This is a genomic window from Streptomyces sp. NPDC058051 (assembly GCF_042885475.1).
In the GTDB taxonomy this organism is placed as follows: domain Bacteria; phylum Actinomycetota; class Actinomycetes; order Streptomycetales; family Streptomycetaceae; genus Streptomyces.
The window spans coordinates 64,142-84,711 of record NZ_JBHVRW010000030.1 but is presented as its reverse complement, the minus strand read 5'-3'; the positions used below and the strand labels follow the sequence as shown (position 1 = coordinate 84,711).

At 70.7% G+C, this 20,570-nt stretch carries 12 protein-coding genes; 9 read left to right on the top strand and 3 right to left on the bottom strand.

What is annotated here, in order from left to right; all coding sequences use genetic code 11:
* Positions 1–313 precede the first annotated feature (313 nt).
* Positions 314–3,895 (top strand): chromosome segregation protein SMC, encoded by a 3,582-nt coding sequence (smc, locus tag ACFVUT_RS32635; protein WP_389657517.1) that lies wholly within the window; start codon positions 314–316, stop codon positions 3,893–3,895.
* A gap of 227 nt (positions 3,896–4,122) precedes the next feature.
* Positions 4,123–5,541 carry a sugar porter family MFS transporter gene (locus ACFVUT_RS32630; RefSeq protein WP_389657520.1) on the top strand — a complete coding sequence of 473 codons (1,419 nt, stop codon included), beginning with the start codon at positions 4,123–4,125 and terminating at the stop codon, positions 5,539–5,541.
* Here ACFVUT_RS32630 and ACFVUT_RS32625 read toward each other — a convergent pair.
* Together ACFVUT_RS32625 and ACFVUT_RS32620 are read right to left on the bottom strand one after the other, a co-directional pair.
* A complete protein-coding gene (locus ACFVUT_RS32625; RefSeq protein ID WP_389657523.1) occupies positions 5,538–6,575 on the bottom strand; it encodes an LLM class flavin-dependent oxidoreductase in 1,038 nt (345 codons plus the stop codon). The two genes, ACFVUT_RS32630 and ACFVUT_RS32625, sit on opposite strands and share 4 nt — an antisense overlap.
* A gap of 58 nt (positions 6,576–6,633) precedes the next feature.
* On the bottom strand, positions 6,634–8,034 hold the full coding sequence (locus ACFVUT_RS32620) for a purine-cytosine permease family protein (protein ID WP_389657526.1): 1,401 nt from the start codon (positions 8,032–8,034) through the stop codon (positions 6,634–6,636).
* 109 nt (positions 8,035–8,143) lie between these two features.
* Between ACFVUT_RS32620 and ftsY the strand changes: the two genes are divergently transcribed.
* Positions 8,144–9,352: a signal recognition particle-docking protein FtsY gene (gene ftsY, locus ACFVUT_RS32615; RefSeq protein ID WP_389657529.1), complete on the top strand. Its 1,209-nt coding sequence runs from the start codon at positions 8,144–8,146 to the stop codon at positions 9,350–9,352.
* 164 nt (positions 9,353–9,516) lie between these two features.
* On the opposite strand, the gene ACFVUT_RS32610 is transcribed toward ftsY, so the two are convergent.
* Entirely contained in the window at positions 9,517–10,176 is a 660-nt protein-coding gene (locus ACFVUT_RS32610; RefSeq protein WP_389657532.1) for a bifunctional DNA primase/polymerase, read from the bottom strand.
* A 422-nt stretch (positions 10,177–10,598) separates the two neighbouring features.
* Between ACFVUT_RS32610 and ACFVUT_RS32605 the strand changes: the two genes are divergently transcribed.
* The 6 genes from ACFVUT_RS32605 (at position 10,599) to ftsH (ending at position 20,548) form a co-directional block, all read left to right on the top strand.
* Positions 10,599–12,074 carry a hypothetical protein gene (locus ACFVUT_RS32605; RefSeq protein ID WP_389657535.1) on the top strand — a complete coding sequence of 492 codons (1,476 nt, stop codon included), beginning with the start codon at positions 10,599–10,601 and terminating at the stop codon, positions 12,072–12,074.
* Between the two features lie 370 nt (positions 12,075–12,444).
* Complete coding sequence (locus ACFVUT_RS32600) at positions 12,445–13,788, top strand: ammonium transporter (RefSeq protein ID WP_389657538.1); 1,344 nt, start codon at positions 12,445–12,447, stop codon at positions 13,786–13,788.
* On the top strand, positions 13,785–14,123 hold the full coding sequence (locus tag ACFVUT_RS32595) for a P-II family nitrogen regulator (RefSeq protein WP_389657541.1): 339 nt from the start codon (positions 13,785–13,787) through the stop codon (positions 14,121–14,123). The genes ACFVUT_RS32600 and ACFVUT_RS32595 overlap by 4 nt, the downstream gene beginning before the upstream one ends.
* A gap of 29 nt (positions 14,124–14,152) precedes the next feature.
* On the top strand, positions 14,153–16,612 hold the full coding sequence (locus ACFVUT_RS32590) for a [protein-PII] uridylyltransferase (RefSeq protein WP_389657544.1): 2,460 nt from the start codon (positions 14,153–14,155) through the stop codon (positions 16,610–16,612).
* A 246-nt stretch (positions 16,613–16,858) separates the two neighbouring features.
* A complete protein-coding gene (gene ffh, locus ACFVUT_RS32585) occupies positions 16,859–18,406 on the top strand; it encodes a signal recognition particle protein (RefSeq protein ID WP_389657547.1) in 1,548 nt (515 codons plus the stop codon).
* Positions 18,407–18,631: 225 nt separating this feature from the next.
* On the top strand, positions 18,632–20,548 hold the full coding sequence (ftsH, locus tag ACFVUT_RS32580; RefSeq protein ID WP_389657550.1) for an ATP-dependent zinc metalloprotease FtsH: 1,917 nt from the start codon (positions 18,632–18,634) through the stop codon (positions 20,546–20,548).
* The last annotated feature ends 22 nt before the right edge of the window (positions 20,549–20,570 follow it).

The window sequence follows — 20,570 nt, the reverse complement described above, 5'->3', positions numbered from 1 at the left end:
GAGCATCACCCGGATCGTCGCCGGATCATTGAAGATCACTGCTCTTGATCTGTCACCTGCGTGACATGTCCTTGATCCGTCATGCGCCGCTGCACCAGCAATACCGCATACGAACACCGCGTACGCAACATCGCACAAGATTCACAAGGGGCGCTTCGGCGTCCCTTCTTTCTTTTCCGCCCGGACCTGAGCGGGATCTTTTTCCGTTCGGACCTGTGCGGGACCGCCCCGGACGTACACGCCTTCCCCTACCGTCTGATGTGCCCTGCACCTTCATCACCGAAACCGAGAGTGAAAGGTAGAGTCCGGCGGCGTGCACCTCAAGGCCCTGACCCTGCGTGGTTTCAAATCGTTCGCCTCCGCCACGACGCTGCGGTTCGAACCCGGTATCACGTGCGTCGTCGGCCCCAATGGGTCCGGCAAGTCCAATGTGGTGGATGCGCTCTCCTGGGTCATGGGGGAGCAGGGTGCCAAATCCCTGCGCGGCGGCAAGATGGAAGACGTGATCTTCGCCGGTACCACCGGACGGCCGCCGCTCGGGCGGGCGGAAGTATCGCTGACCATCGACAATGCCGACGGCGCACTCCCCATCGAGTACGCCGAAGTGACGATCACTCGGATCATGTTCCGCAACGGCGGCAGCGAATACCAGATCAATGGCGACACCTGCCGTCTCCTGGACATCCAGGAACTCCTCTCGGATTCCGGTATCGGCCGGGAGATGCACGTCATCGTCGGCCAGGGCCAGCTGGACTCCGTACTGCACGCCGATCCCATGGGGCGGCGCGCATTCATCGAGGAAGCCGCGGGGGTGCTCAAGCACCGAAAGCGGAAAGAGAAGGCGCTGCGGAAACTGGACGCGATGGGGGCCAATCTGGCGCGCGTCCAGGACCTGACCGACGAGCTGCGACGACAGCTGAAACCGCTGGGCCGGCAGGCGGCGGTGGCGCGCCGGGCCGCCGTCATCCAGGCCGATCTGCGCGATGCCAGACTGCGGCTGCTCGCCGACGACCTGGTGCGGCTGCGCACCGCGCTGCGCAGCGAGATCGCCGACGAGGCGGCGCTCAAGCAGCGCAGGGAGGCCGCGGAGACGGAGCTCAAGGCGGCCGTGGCGCGGGAGGCGGAGCTGGAGGACGAGGTGCGGAGGCTGGTGCCGCGGCTCCATCGGGCCCAGCAGACCTGGTACGAGCTGTCGCAGCTCGCCGAACGGGTGCGCGGCACGATCTCGCTGGCCGACGCGCGGGTGAAGAGCGCCGGCGCCGCGCCCGAGGAGGAGCGGCGTGGGCGCGACCCCGAGGACATGGAGCGGGAGGCCGCCCGGATTCGTGAGCAGGAGGCGGAGCTGGCGGCCGCACTGGAGGCCGCGGAGCACGCGTTGGAGGACACGGCCGACCATCGCTCCGCACTGGAAAGGGAGTTGGCGGCCGAGGAGCGTCGGCTCAAGGATGCCGCCCGCGCCATCGCGGACCGTCGGGAAGGGCTCGCCCGGCTGAACGGGCAGGTCAACGCGGCGCGCAGCCGGGCAGGTTCGGCACAGGCCGAGATCGACCGGCTGGCCGCTTCCCGCGACGAGGCGCGGGAGCGAGCGGTCGCCGCCCAGGAGGAGTACGAACAGCTCAAGGCCGAGGTCGAGGGCCTGGACGCGGACGACGCGGAGCTGGGCGAGCGGCACGACGCCGCCAAGCGGGAACTCGGGCAGGCGGAGGCGGCGCTCTCCGCCGCCCGGGAGGCCGCCACCTCGGCAGAACGGAAACGGGCGGCGGTCGCGGCCCGCCACGAGGCGCTTGCCCTCGGCCTGCGCCGCAAGGACGGTTCGGGCGTGCTGCTCGGCGCCCGGGACCGGCTGGCGGGCCTGCTCGGCCCGGCCGCGGAACTCCTCACGGTGACGCCGGGCCACGAGGTCGCGGTCGCGGCGGCCCTGGGCGCGGCGGCCGACGCGATCGCGGTGACGGATCCGGCGACGGCGGCAGACGCGATCCGGCTGCTGCGCAAGCAGGACGCGGGGCGGGCCGCCCTGCTGTTGGGCGGAGTACGGAGTGGGCGGCCCGACCAGGGTGATGCCGCTGCTGGTGTGACCGGAGTACCCGTCGGAGGTCCGCCCGCCGTGGCCGACCTGGTCCGTGGGCCTGTCGAACTGGTGGGCGCCGTGCGGAGGCTGGTGCGGGACATGGTGGTCGTCGGCACTCTGGAGGACGCCGAGGACCTCGTCGCCGCACATCCCGGGCTGACGGCCGTGACCGCTGAGGGCGACATCCTCTCGGCTCATTTCGCGCACGGCGGCTCCGCCGGGGCGCCGAGTCTCCTGGAGGTGCAGGCGTCGGTCGACGAGGCCGCCGTCCAGTTGGCGGAACTGGCGGTGCGGTGCGCGGAATTGACCGAGGCCCAGCGGCACGCGGGGGAGCGGCGCAGCGCGAGCGCCGGGCTGGTCGAGGAGCTGGGGGAGCGGCGCCGGGCCGCCGAGCGGGAGAAGTCCGGGGTGGCCCAGCAGCTGGGGCGGCTCGCCGGTCAGGCCCGTGGAGCCGCGGGCGAGGCCGAGCGGACGACGGCGGCCGCCGCCCGTGCCCAGGAGGCGTTGGAGCGGGCGACGGAAGAGGCCGAGGAGCTGGCCGAGCGGCTGCTCGTCGCTGAGGAGACGCCGGTCGAGGAGGAGCCCGACACCTCTGTGCGCGACCGGCTCGCCGCCGACGGCGCCAACGCCCGCCAGACCGAGATGGAGGCGCGCCTCCAGGTGCGCACCCACGAGGAGCGGGTCAAGGGACTCGCGGGGCGTGCCGACTCGCTCGACCGGGGCGCCCGCGCCGAACGAGAGGCCCGCGCCCGCGCCGAGCAGCGCCGCGCCAGGCTGCGGCACGAGGCGGCGGTGGCCTCCGCCGTCGCGTCCGGAGCCCGTCAGCTGCTGGCCCATGTCGAGGTGTCCGTCGTACGGGCCGAGCAGGAGCGGATCGCGGCCGAGGCGGCGAAGGCGGAGCGGGAAAGGGAACTGGCGGTCGAGCGCAACCAGGGCCGCGAGCTCAAGAGCGAGCTGGACAAGCTCACCGACTCGGTCCACCGAGGCGAGGTGCTCGGTGCCGAGAAGCGGCTGCGCATGGAGCAGCTGGAGACGAGGGCCTTGGAGGAGCTGGGCGTCGAGCCGGCCGGGTTGGCCGCCGAGTACGGCCCCGACCAGCTCGTACCGCCGTCACCGGCCGCCGAGGGCGAGGAGCTGCCGGAGGATCCGGAGCATCCGCGCAATCAGCCCAGGCCCTTCGTCAGGGCCGAGCAGGAGAAGCGGCTCAAGTCGGCCGAACGGGCGTACCAGCAACTCGGAAAGGTGAATCCGCTCGCCCTTGAGGAGTTCTCGGCGCTGGAGGAGCGGCACAAGTTCCTCTCCGAGCAGCTCGAAGACCTGAAGAAGACCCGGGCCGATCTGATACAGGTGATCAAGGAGGTCGACGAGCGTGTCGAGCAGGTGTTCACCGAGGCGTACCGGGACACGGCCCGTGAGTTCGAGGGCGTTTTCTCGCGGCTCTTCCCGGGCGGTGAGGGACGGCTCGTCCTCACGGACCCGGACAACATGCTCGCGACCGGTGTGGACGTCGAGGCCAGGCCGCCCGGCAAGAAGGTGAAGAGGCTCTCGCTGCTGTCCGGCGGGGAACGCTCGCTCACGGCGGTGGCGTTGTTGGTCTCGATCTTCAAGGCCAGGCCGAGTCCGTTCTATGTGATGGACGAGGTCGAGGCGGCACTCGACGACACCAACCTGCAGCGGCTGATCCGGATCATGGAGGAGCTCCAGGAGAGTTCCCAGCTGATCGTGATTACGCACCAGAAGCGGACGATGGAGGTCGCCGACGCGCTGTACGGCGTCTCGATGCAGGGCGACGGCGTCTCCAAGGTCATCAGCCAGCGGTTGCGCTGACCCTTTTACTCAATCTTCAACACTCCAACGCACCTTTTGCGTATCCCTGGGTAGTTGCGCCTCAAGGTGCGGTTTTGACTTCGAAACTTGAACGCATACGCTCTGCGGCGTCGTCTTTGCATTCAGGTGGTGGCGGTTGAGAAGTTATGCGCCACTTGGAAGAGCTCGCTTCCCCCACAGGAGCGAGTCCTCACACCTGACGACGTGGCCAGGCAGCAGGAGTACATGTGACCAGCACAGCGCAGGGACCGGCGTCCGGGGCCCGAGAATCCCATCCCGACCACCTCGGCCATGTCATCTTCATCACGGCAGCCGCTGCCATGGGCGGCTTCCTGTTCGGTTACGACAGCTCCGTCATCAACGGCGCCGTCGAGGCGATCCGCAGCCGGTACGACATCGGTTCGGGAACGCTCGCCCAGGTCATCGCCATCGCCCTGATCGGATGTGCGATCGGCGCGGCCACGGCGGGGCGCATCGCCGACCGCATCGGCCGCATCCGCTGCATGCAGATCGCCGCCGTGCTCTTCACCATCAGCGCCGTCGGCTCCGCACTCCCGTTCGCGCTGTGGGACCTCGCCATGTGGCGCGTCATCGGCGGCTTCGCCATCGGCATGGCGTCGGTGATCGGTCCGGCGTACATCGCCGAGGTCTCGCCGCCCGCCTACCGCGGCCGGCTCGGCTCCTTCCAGCAGGCGGCGATCGTCGTCGGCATCGCCATCTCCCAGCTGGTCAACTACGGCATTCTGCAGCTCGCCGGCGGAGATCAGCGCGGGAAGATCGGCGGTATCGAGGCCTGGCAGTGGATGCTCGGCGTGATGGTCGTCCCCGCCGTCCTGTACGGGCTCCTGTCGTTCGCGATCCCCGAATCGCCCCGGTTCCTGATCTCGGTCGGCAAGACGGACCGGGCCCGTCGGATCCTCTCGGAGGTCGAGGGCAAGAACGTCGACCTCGACGCCCGTGTGGCCGAGATCGAGACCGCCATGCGCCGTGAGCACAAGTCCACGTTCAAGGACCTGCTCGGCAGCCGTTTCGGCTTCCTGCCGATCGTCTGGATCGGTATCGGCCTCTCGGTCTTCCAGCAACTCGTCGGCATCAACGTGGCGTTCTACTACTCGGCCACGCTGTGGCAGTCCGTCGGCATCGACCCGTCGGAATCGTTCCTCTACTCGTTCACCACGTCGATCATCAACATCATCGGTACCGTGATCGCGATGGTGCTCGTGGACCGGGTGGGCCGCAAGCCGCTCGCGCTCGTCGGTTCCACCGGTATGGCCATCGCGCTGGCGTTCGAGGCCTGGGCCTTCTCCGCCCACCTCGTCGACGGCAAGCTGCCGCACACCCAGGGCGTCGTGGCGCTCGTCGCGGCCCATGTGTTCGTGCTCTTCTTCGCCCTGTCGTGGGGTGTCGTGGTCTGGGTCTTCCTCGGTGAGATGTTCCCGAACAAGATCCGTGCCGCCGCGCTCGGCGTCGCCGCGTCCGCGCAGTGGATCGCCAACTGGGCGATCACCGCGACCTTCCCGAGCCTGGCCGACTGGAATCTGTCGGGCACGTACATCATCTACGCATGCTTCGCCACGCTCTCGATCCCCTTCGTGCTCAAGTTCGTGAAGGAGACCAAGGGCAAGGCGTTGGAGGAGATGGGCTAATCCCCGCTGCCCCTCTCCTCGACCACCGAGATGCCCCGGTCCGCACCCGCGGACCGGGGCATCTCAGTCGCCCCGCCGACGGCCGCGCAGAACAGCCGCAGACTGCGCCGGCCCTCCTCGACCGGCATCCCGCCGCACAGGGGGTGCAGCACCAGGCTGTCCCGCTCCCCGGCCCACGCGGCGCACTCGTCCGGGGTGATGACCCGGTAGACCCCTTCGTCCCGCAGCTCCGCCACCGTCGTCGCCGCGGAACGGACGGCCGAGCGGATGCCCCCGGACTGCCACGAGGCGTACGTCCGGGCCTCGTGCAGGAAGTGCTCGCCGTACCGGGCCCAGGTCCGCTCCGGGTCCTCGGACACGTGCAGCAGCGGCGTCTCGGCCGACGGCATCATGCAGAAGCCGTCCGTCCCGAACTCCGCACGCTGCCCGTGGTAGTACGCCTCCAGCTCCGGTAGGTGTGCGCTCGGGAAGAACGGCAGCCCGAACCGGGCCGCCCGCCGCGCCGCCGCCCGCGAACTGCCTCCCACCAGCAGGAGGGGATGCGGCTGGGTGTACGGGCGCGGAGTGACCCGGACCGTACGGCCGCGGTACGAGAACGGCTCCCCGGTCCACGCCCGCAGCAACGTCTCCAGGAGCTCGTCCTGGAGACGGCCGCGCCTGCCCCAGTCGACGCCCGCCTGCTCGTACTCCTCGCGCCGGTAGCCGATCCCGGCCACCGTGACCAGCCGGCCCGCGCTCAGCAGGTCCAGGACCGCGATGTCCTCGGCCAGTCGCAGCGGGTCGTGCAGCGGACCGATGATCGCCGAGACGGTGACCGCGATCCGGCGGGTGGCGCCGAAGACCGACCCCGCGAAGACGAAGGGCGAGGGCAGCCACGAGTTGGCGGCGCCGTGGTGCTCCTCGGTCTGCACGGTGTCGACGCCGTGCTCGTCCGCGTACGCGGCCATCTCCAGCGCGGCGCGGTAGCGGTTCGAGAGCGACTCGGGGGTGGCGCCGGGATCGACGAGGTTGAACCGGACCACTGTGAAGGCCATGACACGCGTCCCCTTCGTCGGGCGGGCTCGGCGGGGCGGCAGATTAACTGACGCAGCGTCAGAAGTGTAGGGGTGTGCCGTCCTCGGACCGCCCCCGCCCGACGGGGCGCGGCAGGATCCCGTACAGCGCGGCGGACACCGCGATCGTGACCGCCCAGCCCAGTCCGTGGCTCCCGATCCAGGTGGTGGCGAGGGGGCCGGAGAACCACTCCACGCCGGTGAAGAGCAGGCCCGCCACCAGGCCCGCGGCCCACGCCGCCACGGCGGGCACGGCGAAACCGCCGGTGTACCAGTAGGCACCGGCCGATGTGGTGTCCAGGAGTGCCGCCGGATCGTAGGTGCGCCCCCGCAGCTGATCCGCGCAGAAGACGCCGATCCATGCCGAAAACGTCACTGCCAGCAATGTCAGAAAAGAGACGAAGGAATCCAGAAAGCCCGCCGACGTCATCATGAGCAGCGACCCCAGAAAAAGACTGATGGCGGCATTGATGCCGACCGCGCGGGCGCGGGGGATCGTGATTCCCAGCGTCTGCGCGGTGAATCCGGCGGAATACATCGACATCGCGTTGATCAGCGCCATCCCGACCACGGTGATCAGCAGATACGGCACCGAGAGCCAGCCCGGCAGCAGCAGGCCGATGAACGAGACCGGGTCCTGGGTGACGGCCAGGCCCGGCGCCCCGACCGCCATCACGGCGCCCATCAGCACCAGGGGCAGGAACACGATCCCCGCGCCGCCCATGGTCGCCCCGACCACCGCCCGGCCGGAGGTGGCGCGCGGCAGGTAGCGGGCGAAGTCCGGGCCGGCCGGAACCCAGCTCATCCCGCCCGCCGCCAGGGTGCCGATGCCGGCGATCATCATCGCCGTCGGCCCGGCGGGCCTGTCCAGGACGCTCCGCCAGTCGGTCCCGCCGATCAGATCGATCAGTACGAGGATGCTGAAGCCGCCGAAGAGACAGGCCGACCAGGTGCAGCACACCCGCAGCGCGCGCACCCCCAGCCCCGACACGAGGTAACTGGTCCCCACGAAGGCGACCAGGGTCGCCACGATCAGGGTCTCGCTGCTCTCGACGGAGAACAGCAGGTGCGCCACGGCGAGCAGGGCGTAGGCGCCGGTGACCGCGTTCACCGTCTCCCAGCCCCAGCGCGCGATCCAGATCAGCGCACCGGGCAGCAGATTGCCGCGCTGGCCGAAGACGGCCCGGGAGAGCGCCATGCCGGGGGCTCCGCCCTGCTTGCCCGCGATCGAGACCAGACCGACGAGCCCGAAGCTGACCGCCGGCGCCGCGATCGCGACGACCAGCACCTGCCAGAGGTTCAGCCGGTAGAGGACGATGAGCCCCGCTCCCGTGGTGAGCAGCAGCACGGTGAGGTTCGCGCTCACCCAGGTGGGGAAGAGGTTCCGGACCCGGCCGGTGCGCTCGCTGTCGGGAACGGGTTCCAGGCCACGGGTCTCCACGAGCTGGATCGTACCTTTACCGCCAAAAGGTGCATAACACCCCAGGGGATGCGGGGGTGATCCTTCGGGGCGGCCTCCGTGGGTGGACGTGGCTGATACTGGGTGGGTTATGGAATTCGTCATCCTTGCTGTAGTCATCGCCCTGGTCGCGGTCGGCGTGATCAGCGGGCTCGTGGTCAGCGGCCGCAAGAAGAAGCAGCTGCCCCCGGCGCCGTCGAGCACGCCGACCATCACTCCTCCTGCCGAGCCCCATGTCGGCGAGGAAGCCGAAACGCCGCGCGAGGAACCGCGCCGCACCATCGAAGAGGTGGCTCCCCCTTCGGCCGAGGCGCCCGTCGAGGCAGCCGGGGCCGTCGAGGAGGAGGTGCCCGCCGCCCCCGCCCTCGAAGTGCCCGAGCCCACCGCGGGCCGGCTGGTACGCCTGCGGGCCCGGCTCGCCCGCTCCCAGAACTCCCTCGGCAAGGGGCTGCTCACGCTCCTGTCCCGCGACAATCTCGACGAGGAAACCTGGGAGGAGATCGAGGACACCCTCCTCACCGCCGATGTCGGCGTCGCGCCCACCCAGGAACTGGTCGAGCGGCTGCGGGAACGCGTCCGCGTGCTCGGCACCCGTACCCCCGAAGGGCTGCGCGCGCTGCTGCGCGAGGAGCTCATCACCCTGCTCGGCACCGACTTCGACCGCGTGGTCAAGACGGAGAGCGGTGTCGACACCCCCGGCGTCGTGATGGTCGTGGGCGTCAACGGAACCGGCAAGACCACCACCACCGGGAAGCTGGCCCGGGTGCTCGTCGCCGACGGCCGCAGTGTCGTGCTCGGCGCCGCCGACACCTTCCGGGCCGCTGCCGCCGATCAGCTCCAGACCTGGGGCGAACGCGTCGGCGCCCGCACCGTGCGCGGGCCCGAGGGCGGCGACCCGGCCTCGATCGCCTTCGACGCGGTGAAGGAAGGGATCGCCGAGGGCGCCGACGTCGTCCTCATCGACACCGCGGGACGACTGCACACCAAGACCGGGCTCATGGACGAGCTCGGCAAGGTCAAGCGCGTCGTGGAGAAGCACGGGCCGCTCGACGAGATCCTGCTCGTCCTCGACGCCACGACCGGACAGAACGGCCTGGTGCAGGCCCGGGTCTTCGCCGAGGTCGTCGACATCACGGGCATCGTGCTCACCAAACTGGACGGCACCGCCAAGGGAGGCATCGTCGTCGCCGTCCAGCGTGAACTGGGCGTACCGGTGAAGCTGATCGGTCTCGGTGAGGGGCCGGACGACCTGGCCCCGTTCGAGCCGGGGGCGTTCGTCGACGCCCTGATCGGAGACTGAACTCCCCCGCGCACGCCCCGGCGCGCACGGGAAGAGCCCGCCCGCACGCGAAGAGCCCGCCCGCAAGACGCAGTCGCGTCCTGCGGGCGGGCTCTTCCCTCGGGTGGATCAGCCGTCGGTCCGGCGACCGCGACGGCGGGCGTTCCTTCCGCGAAGGCCGTGGCTCAGCCGCACAGGGGTGCGCGATGACAGCTGTACGCCAGCGTGCCCAGCAGCAGCCGTGCCTGCGGCGGTGCGACCGCCGTGTCCGGCGCGGGGGGGCGCAGCCACCGGACCGGACCGAGGCCGCCCTGGTCGGACGGCGGGGCGGTGATGTGGCAGCCGGGCCCGAGCGCCCGAAGGTCCAGCCCCGCGTCGTCCCAGCCCATCCGGTACAGCAGCTGCGGGAGCTCGGCGGCGGCCCCGGGGGCCACGAAGAACTGCGCCCGCCCGGCCGGTGTCACCGCGACCGGGCCGAGCGGCAGCCCCATCCGCTCCATGCGCACCAGGGCCCGGCGCCCGGCCGCTTCGGCGACGTCGAGGATGTCGAAGGTGCGGCCCACGGGAAGCAGCATCGAGGCACCCGGCACCTGGGCCCACGCGTCCGCCGCCGCGCCGAGCGCGGCGCCCGCGGGAACCTCGCGGGCGAAGTCCAGCGGATGGGCGCCGGGGGACGGGCACCGCTCCTCCCCGCAGGAGCAGCGGCCGGAGGAGGCCCGCGCGCCCGGCGCGACGGCCCAGCCCCACAGGCCCGTGTACTCGGCCACCGCCGTGCACTCGGCCGCACGGCCGCGGCGCCGTGAGCCGGTACGCATCTCGCGGATGCCGCCGATCGTGAAGCCCATGCCCCCTCCAACGTCTCCGAGTCGCCGGTGGTTACGTCACGGAGTGCTGTCGTGACGTACCGTCGTCATCGCCGATCCTGGCGGCTCGGTGCACTCGGGGTTGTGCGATCTGGTCCACGCGCCCCTTCGCACATCACTGCGCCCCCTGCTGATCGCTGCGTGTCAAGTGAATCGCGCCCGGCGGCGGTGGCGTTCATTCGAAGGGGTGGCGAATGGTGGCGTTTCTGTCGGCGCCCTCGCGGACGCGGTGATCGTAGGATTACCGTCGGTACACGGGCCGTGGGAGTATGTGCACTCGCGGGTATGCCGGAGGCAATCCGATTTCCTGTGCGATCGTGCGCGACTTCCGTATGGGTGGCATCGGATCAGGGCATTCTGGTAATGGTTCGCGCGACAGTATTCGGCGGGATGGGGGCGTTCCAGTGAGTGGCAGCGGCGCAGGCGATTCGAATGCCGGTAAGCGCCCCAACGAGCAATTGAGCTCGTGGTTCGTGCGCAGCGGCTGGTCGAAGGGCGAGCTGGCGCGCCAGGTGAACCGCAGGGCGCGCCAGATGGGCGCCCACCACATCAGTACCGACACCTCCCGGGTGCGGCGCTGGCTCGACGGTGAACAGCCGCGCGAGCCGATTCCGCGCATCCTCTCGGAGCTCTTCTCGGAGCGCTTCGGCTCCGTCGTCGCCATCGAGGACCTCGGGCTGCGTGCCGCGCACCAGTCACCGTCCGTCGCCGGGGTCGACCTGCCGTGGGCCGGCCCGCAGACAGTCGCCCTGCTCAGCGAGTTCTCCCGCAGCGATCTCATGCTCGCCCGCCGTGGATTCCTCGGCTCCTCACTCGCGCTCGCCGCGGGGCCCGCACTGATCGAACCCATGCAGCGGTGGCTGGTGCCCGTCACCACCTCGGGGACCGTCCAGCCGGATCCGGTGACCACCGACCGTCGCCCCTCCCGGCTCTCCGATCCCGAGCTGGACCTGCTGGAGTCCACCACCGCGATGTTCCGCCAGTGGGACGCGCAGTGCGGAGGCGGGCTGCGCCGCAAGGCCGTCGTCGGGCAACTCCACGAGGTCACCGACCTGTTGCAGGAGCCGCAGCCGGCGGCCACCGCCAAGCGGCTCTTCCGCTGCGCGGCGGAGCTGGCGGAGCTGGCGGGCTGGATGAGCTACGACGTCGGCCTCCAGCCCACGGCCCAGAAGTACTTCGTTCTCGCGCTCCACGCCTCGAAAGAGGCCGGGGACAAACCGCTCGGTTCGTATGTTCTGTCCAGCATGAGCCGACAGATGATCCACCTCGGACGACCCGACGACGCCCTCGAACTGATCCATCTCGCTCAGTACGGCAGCCGGGACTGTGCCACCCCGCGCACCCAGGCCATGCTGTATGCGATGGAGGCGCGCGCGTACGCCAACATGGGCCAGCCCAGCAAGTGCAAGCGGGCCGTCCGGATGGCCGAGGACACCTTCCTCGACGTCGGGATCGACGGCGAACCGGAACCCGACTGGATCCGCTTCTTCTCGGAGGCCGAGCTCAACGGCGAGAACTCCCACTCCTACCGTGACCTCGCCTACGTCGCGGGCCGCAGCCCCACGTACGCCACGCTCGCCGAACCCCTGATGGAGAAGGCCGTGGAGCTCTTCGAGGAGGACGACGAGCACCAGCGGTCCTACGCACTCAACCTGATCGGCCTCGCCACCGTCCGCCTGCTCCAGCGCGAGCCCGAGCAGTCCACGGTCCTCGCCGAGCAGGCGCTGCGCGTCGCCAAGAAGGTCCGCTCCGAGCGCGTCAACACCCGGCTCCGCAAGACCGTCGACACCGCAGCCAGGGACTTCGGGGACATCCCCGAGGTCGGCAGGCTCACCGATCTCCTCACCGAGCAGCTGCCCGAGACCGCAGAGGCGGTCTGAGGCGCACCCCAGGCCCCGGCCACGGCGACCACCCCGTACAGACCGACTTCGGCTCCCCCCATTGCCAGGGTCGACGGGTGGTCGGCGTGGCCGGTTCGCGTTGTCGTTCCCGTACGCGAGAGTCGTAACCGCACCGTATGCGGCCCAGGCCGCAGAGTAGGCCCGGCCCCGGACGCGCCACGGCGGGTTCATGGGGACGTAACACTCCGGACCTCTTCGTCACTGTCGTGAAACACCGTGCGGCATCGGCGGAAACCGCGCTGGGCGAATCTCATGGCGCATAACCGGCCCGCACCTTTCCCAGTGGTCCCGCACGTGGTCCCGTTCCCCATCGCCCGCACGCGGCCGCACCGACGACGAGGAGACGCCGATGCCCCCAGGCATCACGACGCTAGCCGCAGACGCCCCGACGCTGTCTGCCGCCAACACCGGGTTCATGCTCATCTGCTCCGCCCTGGTGATGCTCATGACCCCCGCCCTGGCCTTCTTCTACGGAGGCATGGTCCGCGTCAAGAGCACTCTCAACATGCTGATGATGAGCTTCATCAGCCTCGGGATCGTCTCGATCCTCTGGGTGCTCTACGGATTCAGCCTCGCCTTCGGCTCCGACGTCGGCTCCGTCATCGGCTGGAGCTCCGACTACATCGGCCTCAGCGGGATCGGTGTCACCGAGCTCTGGGACGGCTACACGATCCCCGTGTACGTCTTCGCCGTCTTCCAGCTGATGTTCGCCATCCTGACGCCCGCCCTGATAAGCGGCGCCCTCGCCGACCGGGTGAAGTTCACCTCCTGGGCCCTGTTCCTCACGCTCTGGGTCACCGTCGTCTACTTCCCCGTCGCCCACTGGGTGTGGGGCGCGGGCGGCTGGCTCTACGACCTCGGCGTCATCGACTTCGCCGGTGGTACGGCCGTTCACATCAACGCGGGTGCCGCGGCGCTCGGCGTGATCCTCGTGATCGGCAAGCGCGTCGGCTTCAAGAAGGACCCGATGCGGCCGCACAGCCTGCCGCTCGTCATGCTCGGTGCCGGACTGCTCTGGTTCGGCTGGTTCGGCTTCAACGCCGGATCGTGGCTCGGCAACGACGACGGCGTCGGCGCGGTCATGTTCGTCAACACCCAGGTCGCCACCGGCGCCGCGATGCTCGCCTGGCTCGGTTACGAGAAGATCCGCCACGGCTCCTTCACCACCCTGGGTGCGGCCTCCGGAGCGGTCGCCGGCCTCGTCGCCATCACACCGTCCGGCGGAGCGGTCAGTCCGCTCGGCGCCATCGCGGTCGGCGTCATCGCCGGTGTCCTGTGCGCCATGGCCGTCGGCCTGAAGTACAAGTTCGGCTACGACGACTCCCTGGACGTCGTCGGTGTCCACCTCGTCGGCGGTATCGTCGGCTCCCTCCTCGTCGGCTTCTTCGCCACCGGCGGTGTCCAGTCCGACGCCAAGGGCCTCTTCTACGGCGGCGGCCTCGACCAGCTCGGCAAGCAGGCGGTCGGAGTCTTCGCGGTCCTCGCGTACTCTCTGGTCGTCTCCGCGATCCTCGCCTTCCTCCTGGACAAGACGATCGGGATGCGGGTCACCGAGGACGACGAGGTCTCCGGCGTCGACCAGGTCGAACACGCGGAGACCGCGTACGACTTCAGCGGAGCGGGCGGCGGCGCGGCCCCGCGCACCACGGCCTCCGCGACGGCAGCACCGCAGACGAAGAAGGTGGACGCATGAAGCTCATCACCGCAGTCGTGAAGCCGCACCGGCTCGACGAGATCAAGGAGGCTCTCCAGGCCTTCGGCGTCCAGGGGCTCACGGTCACCGAAGCCAGCGGGTACGGGCGTCAGCGCGGACACACCGAGGTCTACCGGGGTGCCGAGTACACCGTCGACCTCGTCCCCAAGATCCGCATCGAGGTCCTTGTCGAGGACGAGGACTCCGAACAGCTCATCGATGTGGTCGTGAAGGCCGCCCGGACCGGCAAGATCGGTGACGGCAAGGTCTGGAGTGTGCCGGTCGACACCGCGATCCGCGTACGCACGGGCGAACGCGGCCCGGACGCACTCTGACCGACGGTCCCGAAACGAAAGGCAGCCGGGTGACGAGCACCGAAGTGACCACCGAAACCGAAGGTTCGGAACCCAGCGGCTACGCGGCGGCCCGGCTGCGTCTCCTCCAGGAGGAGACGCAGTCCGGGCCGCCGCGCCGTGCGGCCCTCGCCTCTCTCACCGACGACTGGCTCACCGGTCTGTTCACCGCCGCGGCCGAACAGACCGGTGTCCGGGGCGCAGCCCTCGTCGCCGTCGGCGGATACGGCCGAGGCGAACTCTCCCCGCGCAGCGACCTCGACCTCCTGCTCCTGCACGACGGCAGCGCCGACGCCGGAGCCCTCGCCTCCCTCGCCGACCGCATCTGGTACCCCGTCTGGGACCTCGGCCTCGCCCTCGACCACTCCGTACGCACCCCCGCCGAAGCCCGCAGAACGGCCGGTGAGGACCTCAAGGTGCAGCTCGGACTGCTCGACGCCCGACCTGTCGCCGGAGATCTCGGCCTCGTCGCCACCCTGCGCACCGCCGTCCTCGCCGACTGGCGCAACCAGGCCCCCAAACGCCTCCCCGCCCTCGACGAACTCTGCCGCGAACGCGCCGAACGCCAGGGCGAGCTGCAGTTCCTCCTCGAACCCGACCTCAAGGAGGCCCGCGGCGGACTGCGCGACGCCGTCGCCCTGCGCGCCGTCGCCGCGTCCTGGGTCGCCGACGCCCCCCGCGAGGGCCTCGCCGAAGCCCGCCGCGTCCTCCTCGACGTCCGCGACGCCCTCCACCTGACCACCGGCCGCGCCACCGACCGCCTCGCCCTCCAGGAGCAGGACCAGGTCGCCGCCGCCCTCGGCCTCCTCGACGCGGACGCGCTGCTCCGCCAGGTGTACGAGGCCGCCCGCACCGTCTCGTACGCGACCGACGTCACCTGGCGCGAGGTCCACCGCGTCCTGCGCGCCCGCTCGGTGCGCCCGCGGCTCCGCACGATCCTCGGCGGCGGCAGGACCACCGCCGCCGAACGGACGCCGCTCGCCGAGGGCGTCGTCGAGGCCGACGGCGAGGTCGTCCTCGCCCGCACCGCCCGCCCCGAACGCGATCCCGTGCTCGTCCTGCGGGCCGCCGCGGCGGCCGCCCAGTCCGAGCTCCCGCTCTCCCGCCACGTCGTACGCCATCTCGCGACCGCCACCCGCCCGCTTCCGGTGCCCTGGCCCGCCGAAGCCCGCGAAGAACTCGTCACCCTCCTCGGCGCGGGCGAGGCCACCATCCCCGTCTGGGAAGCGCTCGAAGCCGAAGGACTGATCACGCGGCTGCTCCCCGACTGGGAACGCGTCCACTGCCGCCCCCAGCGCAACCCCGTCCACACCTGGACCGTCGACCGCCACCTCGTCGAAGCGGCCGTCCGCGCCTCCTCCCTCACCCGTCGCGTCGGACGCCCCGACCTCCTCCTCGTCGCCGCGCTCCTGCACGACATCGGCAAGGGCTGGCCCGGCGACCACTCCGTCGCGGGGGAGGTCATCGCCCGCGACATGGCTGCCCGGATCGGCTTCGACCAGCACGACGTGGGGGTCATCGCCACCCTCGTACGCCACCATCTGCTGCTGATCGAGACCGCCACCCGCCGCGACCTCGACGACCCGGCGGCCATCCGCTCCGTCGCCACCGCGGTCGGCACCACCTCCACCCTGGAACTCCTGCACGCCCTCACGGAGGCCGACGCGCTCGCCACCGGGCCTGCCGCCTGGTCCAGTTGGCGCGCCTCCCTCGTCACCGACCTCGTCACCCGCGTCGCCGCCGTGCTCGCGGGCCAGGCCCCGGAGGAACCGGAACCCGCCGCACCCAGCGCCGAACAGGAACGCCTCGCCGTCGAGGCACTGCGCACCGGCGAACCCGTCCTCGCCCTGCACACCCAGGCCGAGCCGCCGAACGGGGACGGCGAACCGGAACCCGTCGGCGTCGAACTCCTCATCGCCCTGCCGGACCGCCCCGGCGTGCTGCCCGCCGCGGCGGGCGTCCTCGCCCTGCACCGCCTCACCGTGCGGGCAGCCGACCTGCGCGCCGTGGAACTCCCGACGGAGCTCGGCGAGAACGAATCAGCCGACCTGCTGCTGCTCAGCTGGCGGGTCGCGGCCGAGTACGGCTCCCTGCCGCAGGCCGGCCGTCTGCGCGCCGACCTCGTGCGCGCCCTCGACGGCTCCCTGGACATCCGGGCCCGCCTCGCCGAACGCGAGGCCGCCTACCCCAGGCGGCGCGGGACGAAGGCCCCGCCGCCGAGGGTGACGGTCGCGGCGGCGGCCTCCCAGCTGGCCACGGTGATCGAGGTACGGGCCCAGGATGCCCCGGGCCTGCTGCACCGGATCGGCCGGGCACTGGAGCAGTGCGAGGTCCGGGTGCGCAGCGCGCATGTGTCGACGCTGGGGGCGAACGCGGTGGACACGGTCTACGTCACCCGGGAGGACGGCACCGTCCTGCCGGACGAGGAGGCGGCGGCCCTGGCCAAGGCGCTGGAGGAAGCCCTGCGGTGAGGCGTGACGGGCCGTGTCCGTCCTCGTCGGCCGTGCGGAGCCGCACCCCGGCGGGCGGTCGCGCTTCCGTCGCCCCGTGCCCGCGCGCCCCGTGCCCGCGCGCCCCGTGCGGCATCCGCTCCGTGACACCGCGCGGACGACCCTCGCGGCCCGGACCCGTACGGCGGTCAAGGACGGCAGCCCGCTCGGTGCGGATACTCTAGAGGGCGACCCACCGACCCCGACCCCAGAGGACCGACGAGCGCCGTGTTCGATACTCTCTCCGACCGCCTTGCCGCGACTTTCAAGAACCTCCGGGGCAAGGGCCGCTTGTCCGAGGCGGACATCGACGCCACGGCCCGCGAGATCCGTATCGCCCTGCTCGAAGCGGATGTCGCGCTGCCCGTCGTCCGCTCCTTCATCGCCAAGGTCAAGGAGCGTGCGCGGGGCGCCGAGGTCTCCCAGGCGCTGAACCCCGCGCAGCAGATGATCAAGATCGTCAACGAGGAGCTCGTCGGCATCCTCGGTGGCGAGACCCGACGGCTGCGGTTCGCCAAGAACCCGCCCACCGTGATCATGCTCGCGGGTCTCCAGGGTGCCGGTAAGACCACCCTCGCCGGAAAGCTCGGTCTCTGGCTCAAGGGCCAGGGGCACTCCCCGCTCCTCGTCGCCTGCGACCTCCAGCGCCCCAACGCCGTCAACCAGCTCAGTGTCGTCGCCGACCGGGCCGGCGTCGCGGTCTACGCGCCGCAGCCCGGCAACGGCGTCGGTGACCCGGTCCAGGTCGCCAAGGACTCGATCGAGCACGCGCGGTCCAAGCAGTACGACGTCGTGATCGTCGACACCGCCGGCCGCCTCGGCATCGACCAGGAGCTGATGCAGCAGGCCGCGGACATCCGCGACGCCGTCAGCCCCGACGAGATCCTCTTCGTCGTCGACGCGATGATCGGCCAGGACGCGGTCAACACCGCCGAGGCGTTCCGCGACGGCGTCGGCTTCGACGGCGTGGTGCTCTCCAAGCTCGACGGCGACGCCCGTGGTGGTGCTGCCCTGTCGATCGCCCACGTCACGGGCAAGCAGGTCATGTTCGCGTCGAACGGTGAGAAGCTCGAAGACTTCGACGCCTTCCACCCCGACCGCATGGCGTCCCGCATTCTCGACATGGGTGACCTGCTCACCCTGATCGAGCAGGCGGAGAAGACCTTCAGCCAGGAAGAGGCCGCCAAGATGGCCTCCAAGCTGGCGTCGAGCAAGGGCAAGGACTTCACGCTCGACGACTTCCTGGCCCAGATGGAGCAGGTCCGGAAGATGGGCTCCATCTCCAAGCTGCTCGGGATGCTGCCCGGTATGGGGCAGATCAAGGACCAGATCAACAACATCGACGAGCGCGATGTGGACCGTATGGCCGCGATCATCAAGTCGATGACCCCGAAGGAACGCGCCGAGCCGACGATCATCAACGGCTCGCGCCGGGCCCGTATCGCCAAGGGTTCCGGGGCCGAGGTCAGCGCCGTGAAGAACCTGGTGGAGCGGTTCTTCGAGGCCCGCAAGATGATGTCGAAGATGGCCCAGGGCGGCGGCATGCCGGGCATGCCCGGGATCCCGGGCATGGGCGGCGGCCCCGGCCGGCAGAAGAAGCAGGTCAAGCAGGCCAAGGGCAAGCGCAAGAGCGGCAACCCCATGAAGCGCAAGGCCGAGGAGCAGGCAGCCGCGGCCCGTCGCGAGCAGGCGGCGCAGGGCGGCGCGTTGGGTCTGCCGGCGCAGGGGGGCAACGACTTCGAGCTGCCGGACGAATTCAAGAAGTTCATGGGCTGATCGCCCGCCGAGACGCGTATGTCGTGGGCTGATCGCCCGACGAGACGCATGTGAGGGGCGCCCGCCGACGGTGGGCGCCCCTCGCGCGTGCCGCCCCGCGCCCGCGCGGCGTTCGTCCGGCGGACACCGCTTCCCCCTGAGGGCCCACCGGAAGGACTCACAAGGGGCTTCGGTGTGATTTCTCCTCTAATGTCACATTCACCGGCTGTCGGCAGAGGAGACCGCGTGACCACCCCCGTACCTCCCCGCGATCGCACCGATCAGCCGTGGCGCTCCGAAGGCGCCCCACCGCCCCCGCCGCCGCGCCGGAAGATGCCGGGGGGCTGGGGCGGACTGCTGCTGACCGCTCTCGCCGTCTACCTGGTCGCCAATCTGGTGCTCTCCTTCTTCAACGGGACGGAGGAGCGGACGATCGCGTACACGGAGTTCAGCAAGCAGGTCACCTCGGGCAACGTCTCCAAGATCTACTCCAAGGGCGATGCCATCCAGGGGCAGCTCAAGAAGGCGGCGAAGGCGCCGGGGAGCGACCACACGTACACCAAGTTCGTCACCCAGCGGCCTGCCTTCGCGGACGACAACCTCTGGGCCGAGCTGGTCAAAGAGAACGTCATGGTCACCGCCGAGCCGGTCGTCCAGCAGCGCAGCTTCCTCGCCAATCTGCTGATCTCGCTGGCACCGATACTGCTGCTCGTCGTGCTCTGGGTGTTCATCGCCCGGCGGATGTCCCGGGGCATGGGCGGCGGCGGGATGGGCGGCTTCGGACGCAAGGCCCCGCCCAAGCCCGTCGAGCTGGAGGGCGCCAGGCGCACCACCTTCCAGGACGTGGCCGGGATCGACGAGGTCGAGGGCGAGCTGAACGACGTCGTGGACTTCCTGAAGAACCCGCAGGCGTACCGGAAGATGGGCGCCCGGATGCCCGGCGGCGTCCTTCTCGCGGGACCGCCCGGCACCGGCAAGACCCTGCTCGCCCGCGCCGTCGCGGGCGAGGCCGGGGTGCCGTTCTTCTCGGCGTCGGCCTCCGAGTTCATCGAGATGATCGTCGGGGTCGGCGCGAGCCGGGTGCGGGAACTCTTCGCGGAGGCGCGCAAGGTCGCCCCCGCCATCATCTTCATCGACGAGATCGACACCATCGGCCGGGCCCGCGGCGGCGGTTCCGGCATGGGCGGCCACGACGAGCGCGAGCAGACGCTCAACCAGATCCTCACCGAGATGGACGGCTTCTCCGGCTCGGAAGGCGTCGTCGTGCTCGCCGCCACCAACCGCGCCGACGTGCTCGACCCCGCCCTCACCCGGCCCGGCCGCTTCGACCGGATCGTCACGGTCAGCCCGCCGGACAGGAACGGCCGGAAGGCGATCCTGGAGATCCACACCCGGCAGATCCCGCTCGCCGAGGACGTGAACCTGGCCCAGGTCGCCGGTACGACCCCCGGAATGACGGGCGCCGATCTCGCCAACCTCGCCAACGAGGCCGCGCTGCTCGCCGTCAAGCGCCGCCAGTCCGAGGTCAGCCAGTCCGACCTCTCGGACGCCCTGGAGAAGGTCCAGCTGGGGGCGGAACGCTCACTGGTCATGTCCGACGAGGAACGCCACAGGACCGCTTACCACGAGAGCGGGCACGCCCTGCTCGGCATGGTCCAGCCGGGCGCCGACCCGGTCCGCAAGGTCACCATCGTGCCGCGCGGACGCGCCCTGGGCGTCACCCTCTCCACGCCGGAGGCCGACAAGTACGCGTACACCGAGGAGTACCTGCGCGGCCGCATCATCGGTGCGCTCGGCGGCATGGCGGCCGAGGAGGTGGTCTTCGGCATGGTCACCACCGGCGCGGAGAGCGACCTGGAACAGGTCACCAACCTGGCCCGCGGCATGGTCGGCCGCTGGGGCATGAGCCACAAGGTGGGCAGACTGACCGCGATCCCGGGCGATGCCCAGCAGGCGTACGGACTCTCCGCGGCCCCCGCGACGCTCGACGCGGTGGACGGCGAGATGCGGCGCATCGTCGACGAGTGCTACGAGACGGCGTGCCGGCTTCTGCGCGAGAACCGGGACAGGCTGGACTCGCTGGCCGCGGCGCTGCTGGAACACGAGACGCTGGACGAGGCCGCGGCCTACCGGGCGGCCGGTATCACCCGACTGGGCAAGTAGCGACGACCGCCCTCACACCGGG

Coding starts and splice junctions, on each gene's coding strand:
- ACFVUT_RS32625 (WP_389657523.1), bottom strand. CDS start 6,575: ATGGCCTTCACAGTGGTCCGGTTCAACCTCGTCGATCCCGGCGCCACC.
- ftsY (WP_389657529.1), top strand. CDS start 8,144: ATGGAATTCGTCATCCTTGCTGTAGTCATCGCCCTGGTCGCGGTCGGC.
- ACFVUT_RS32610 (WP_389657532.1), bottom strand. CDS start 10,176: ATGGGCTTCACGATCGGCGGCATCCGCGAGATGCGTACCGGCTCACGG.
- ACFVUT_RS32600 (WP_389657538.1), top strand. CDS start 12,445: ATGCCCCCAGGCATCACGACGCTAGCCGCAGACGCCCCGACGCTGTCT.
- ACFVUT_RS32595 (WP_389657541.1), top strand. CDS start 13,785: ATGAAGCTCATCACCGCAGTCGTGAAGCCGCACCGGCTCGACGAGATC.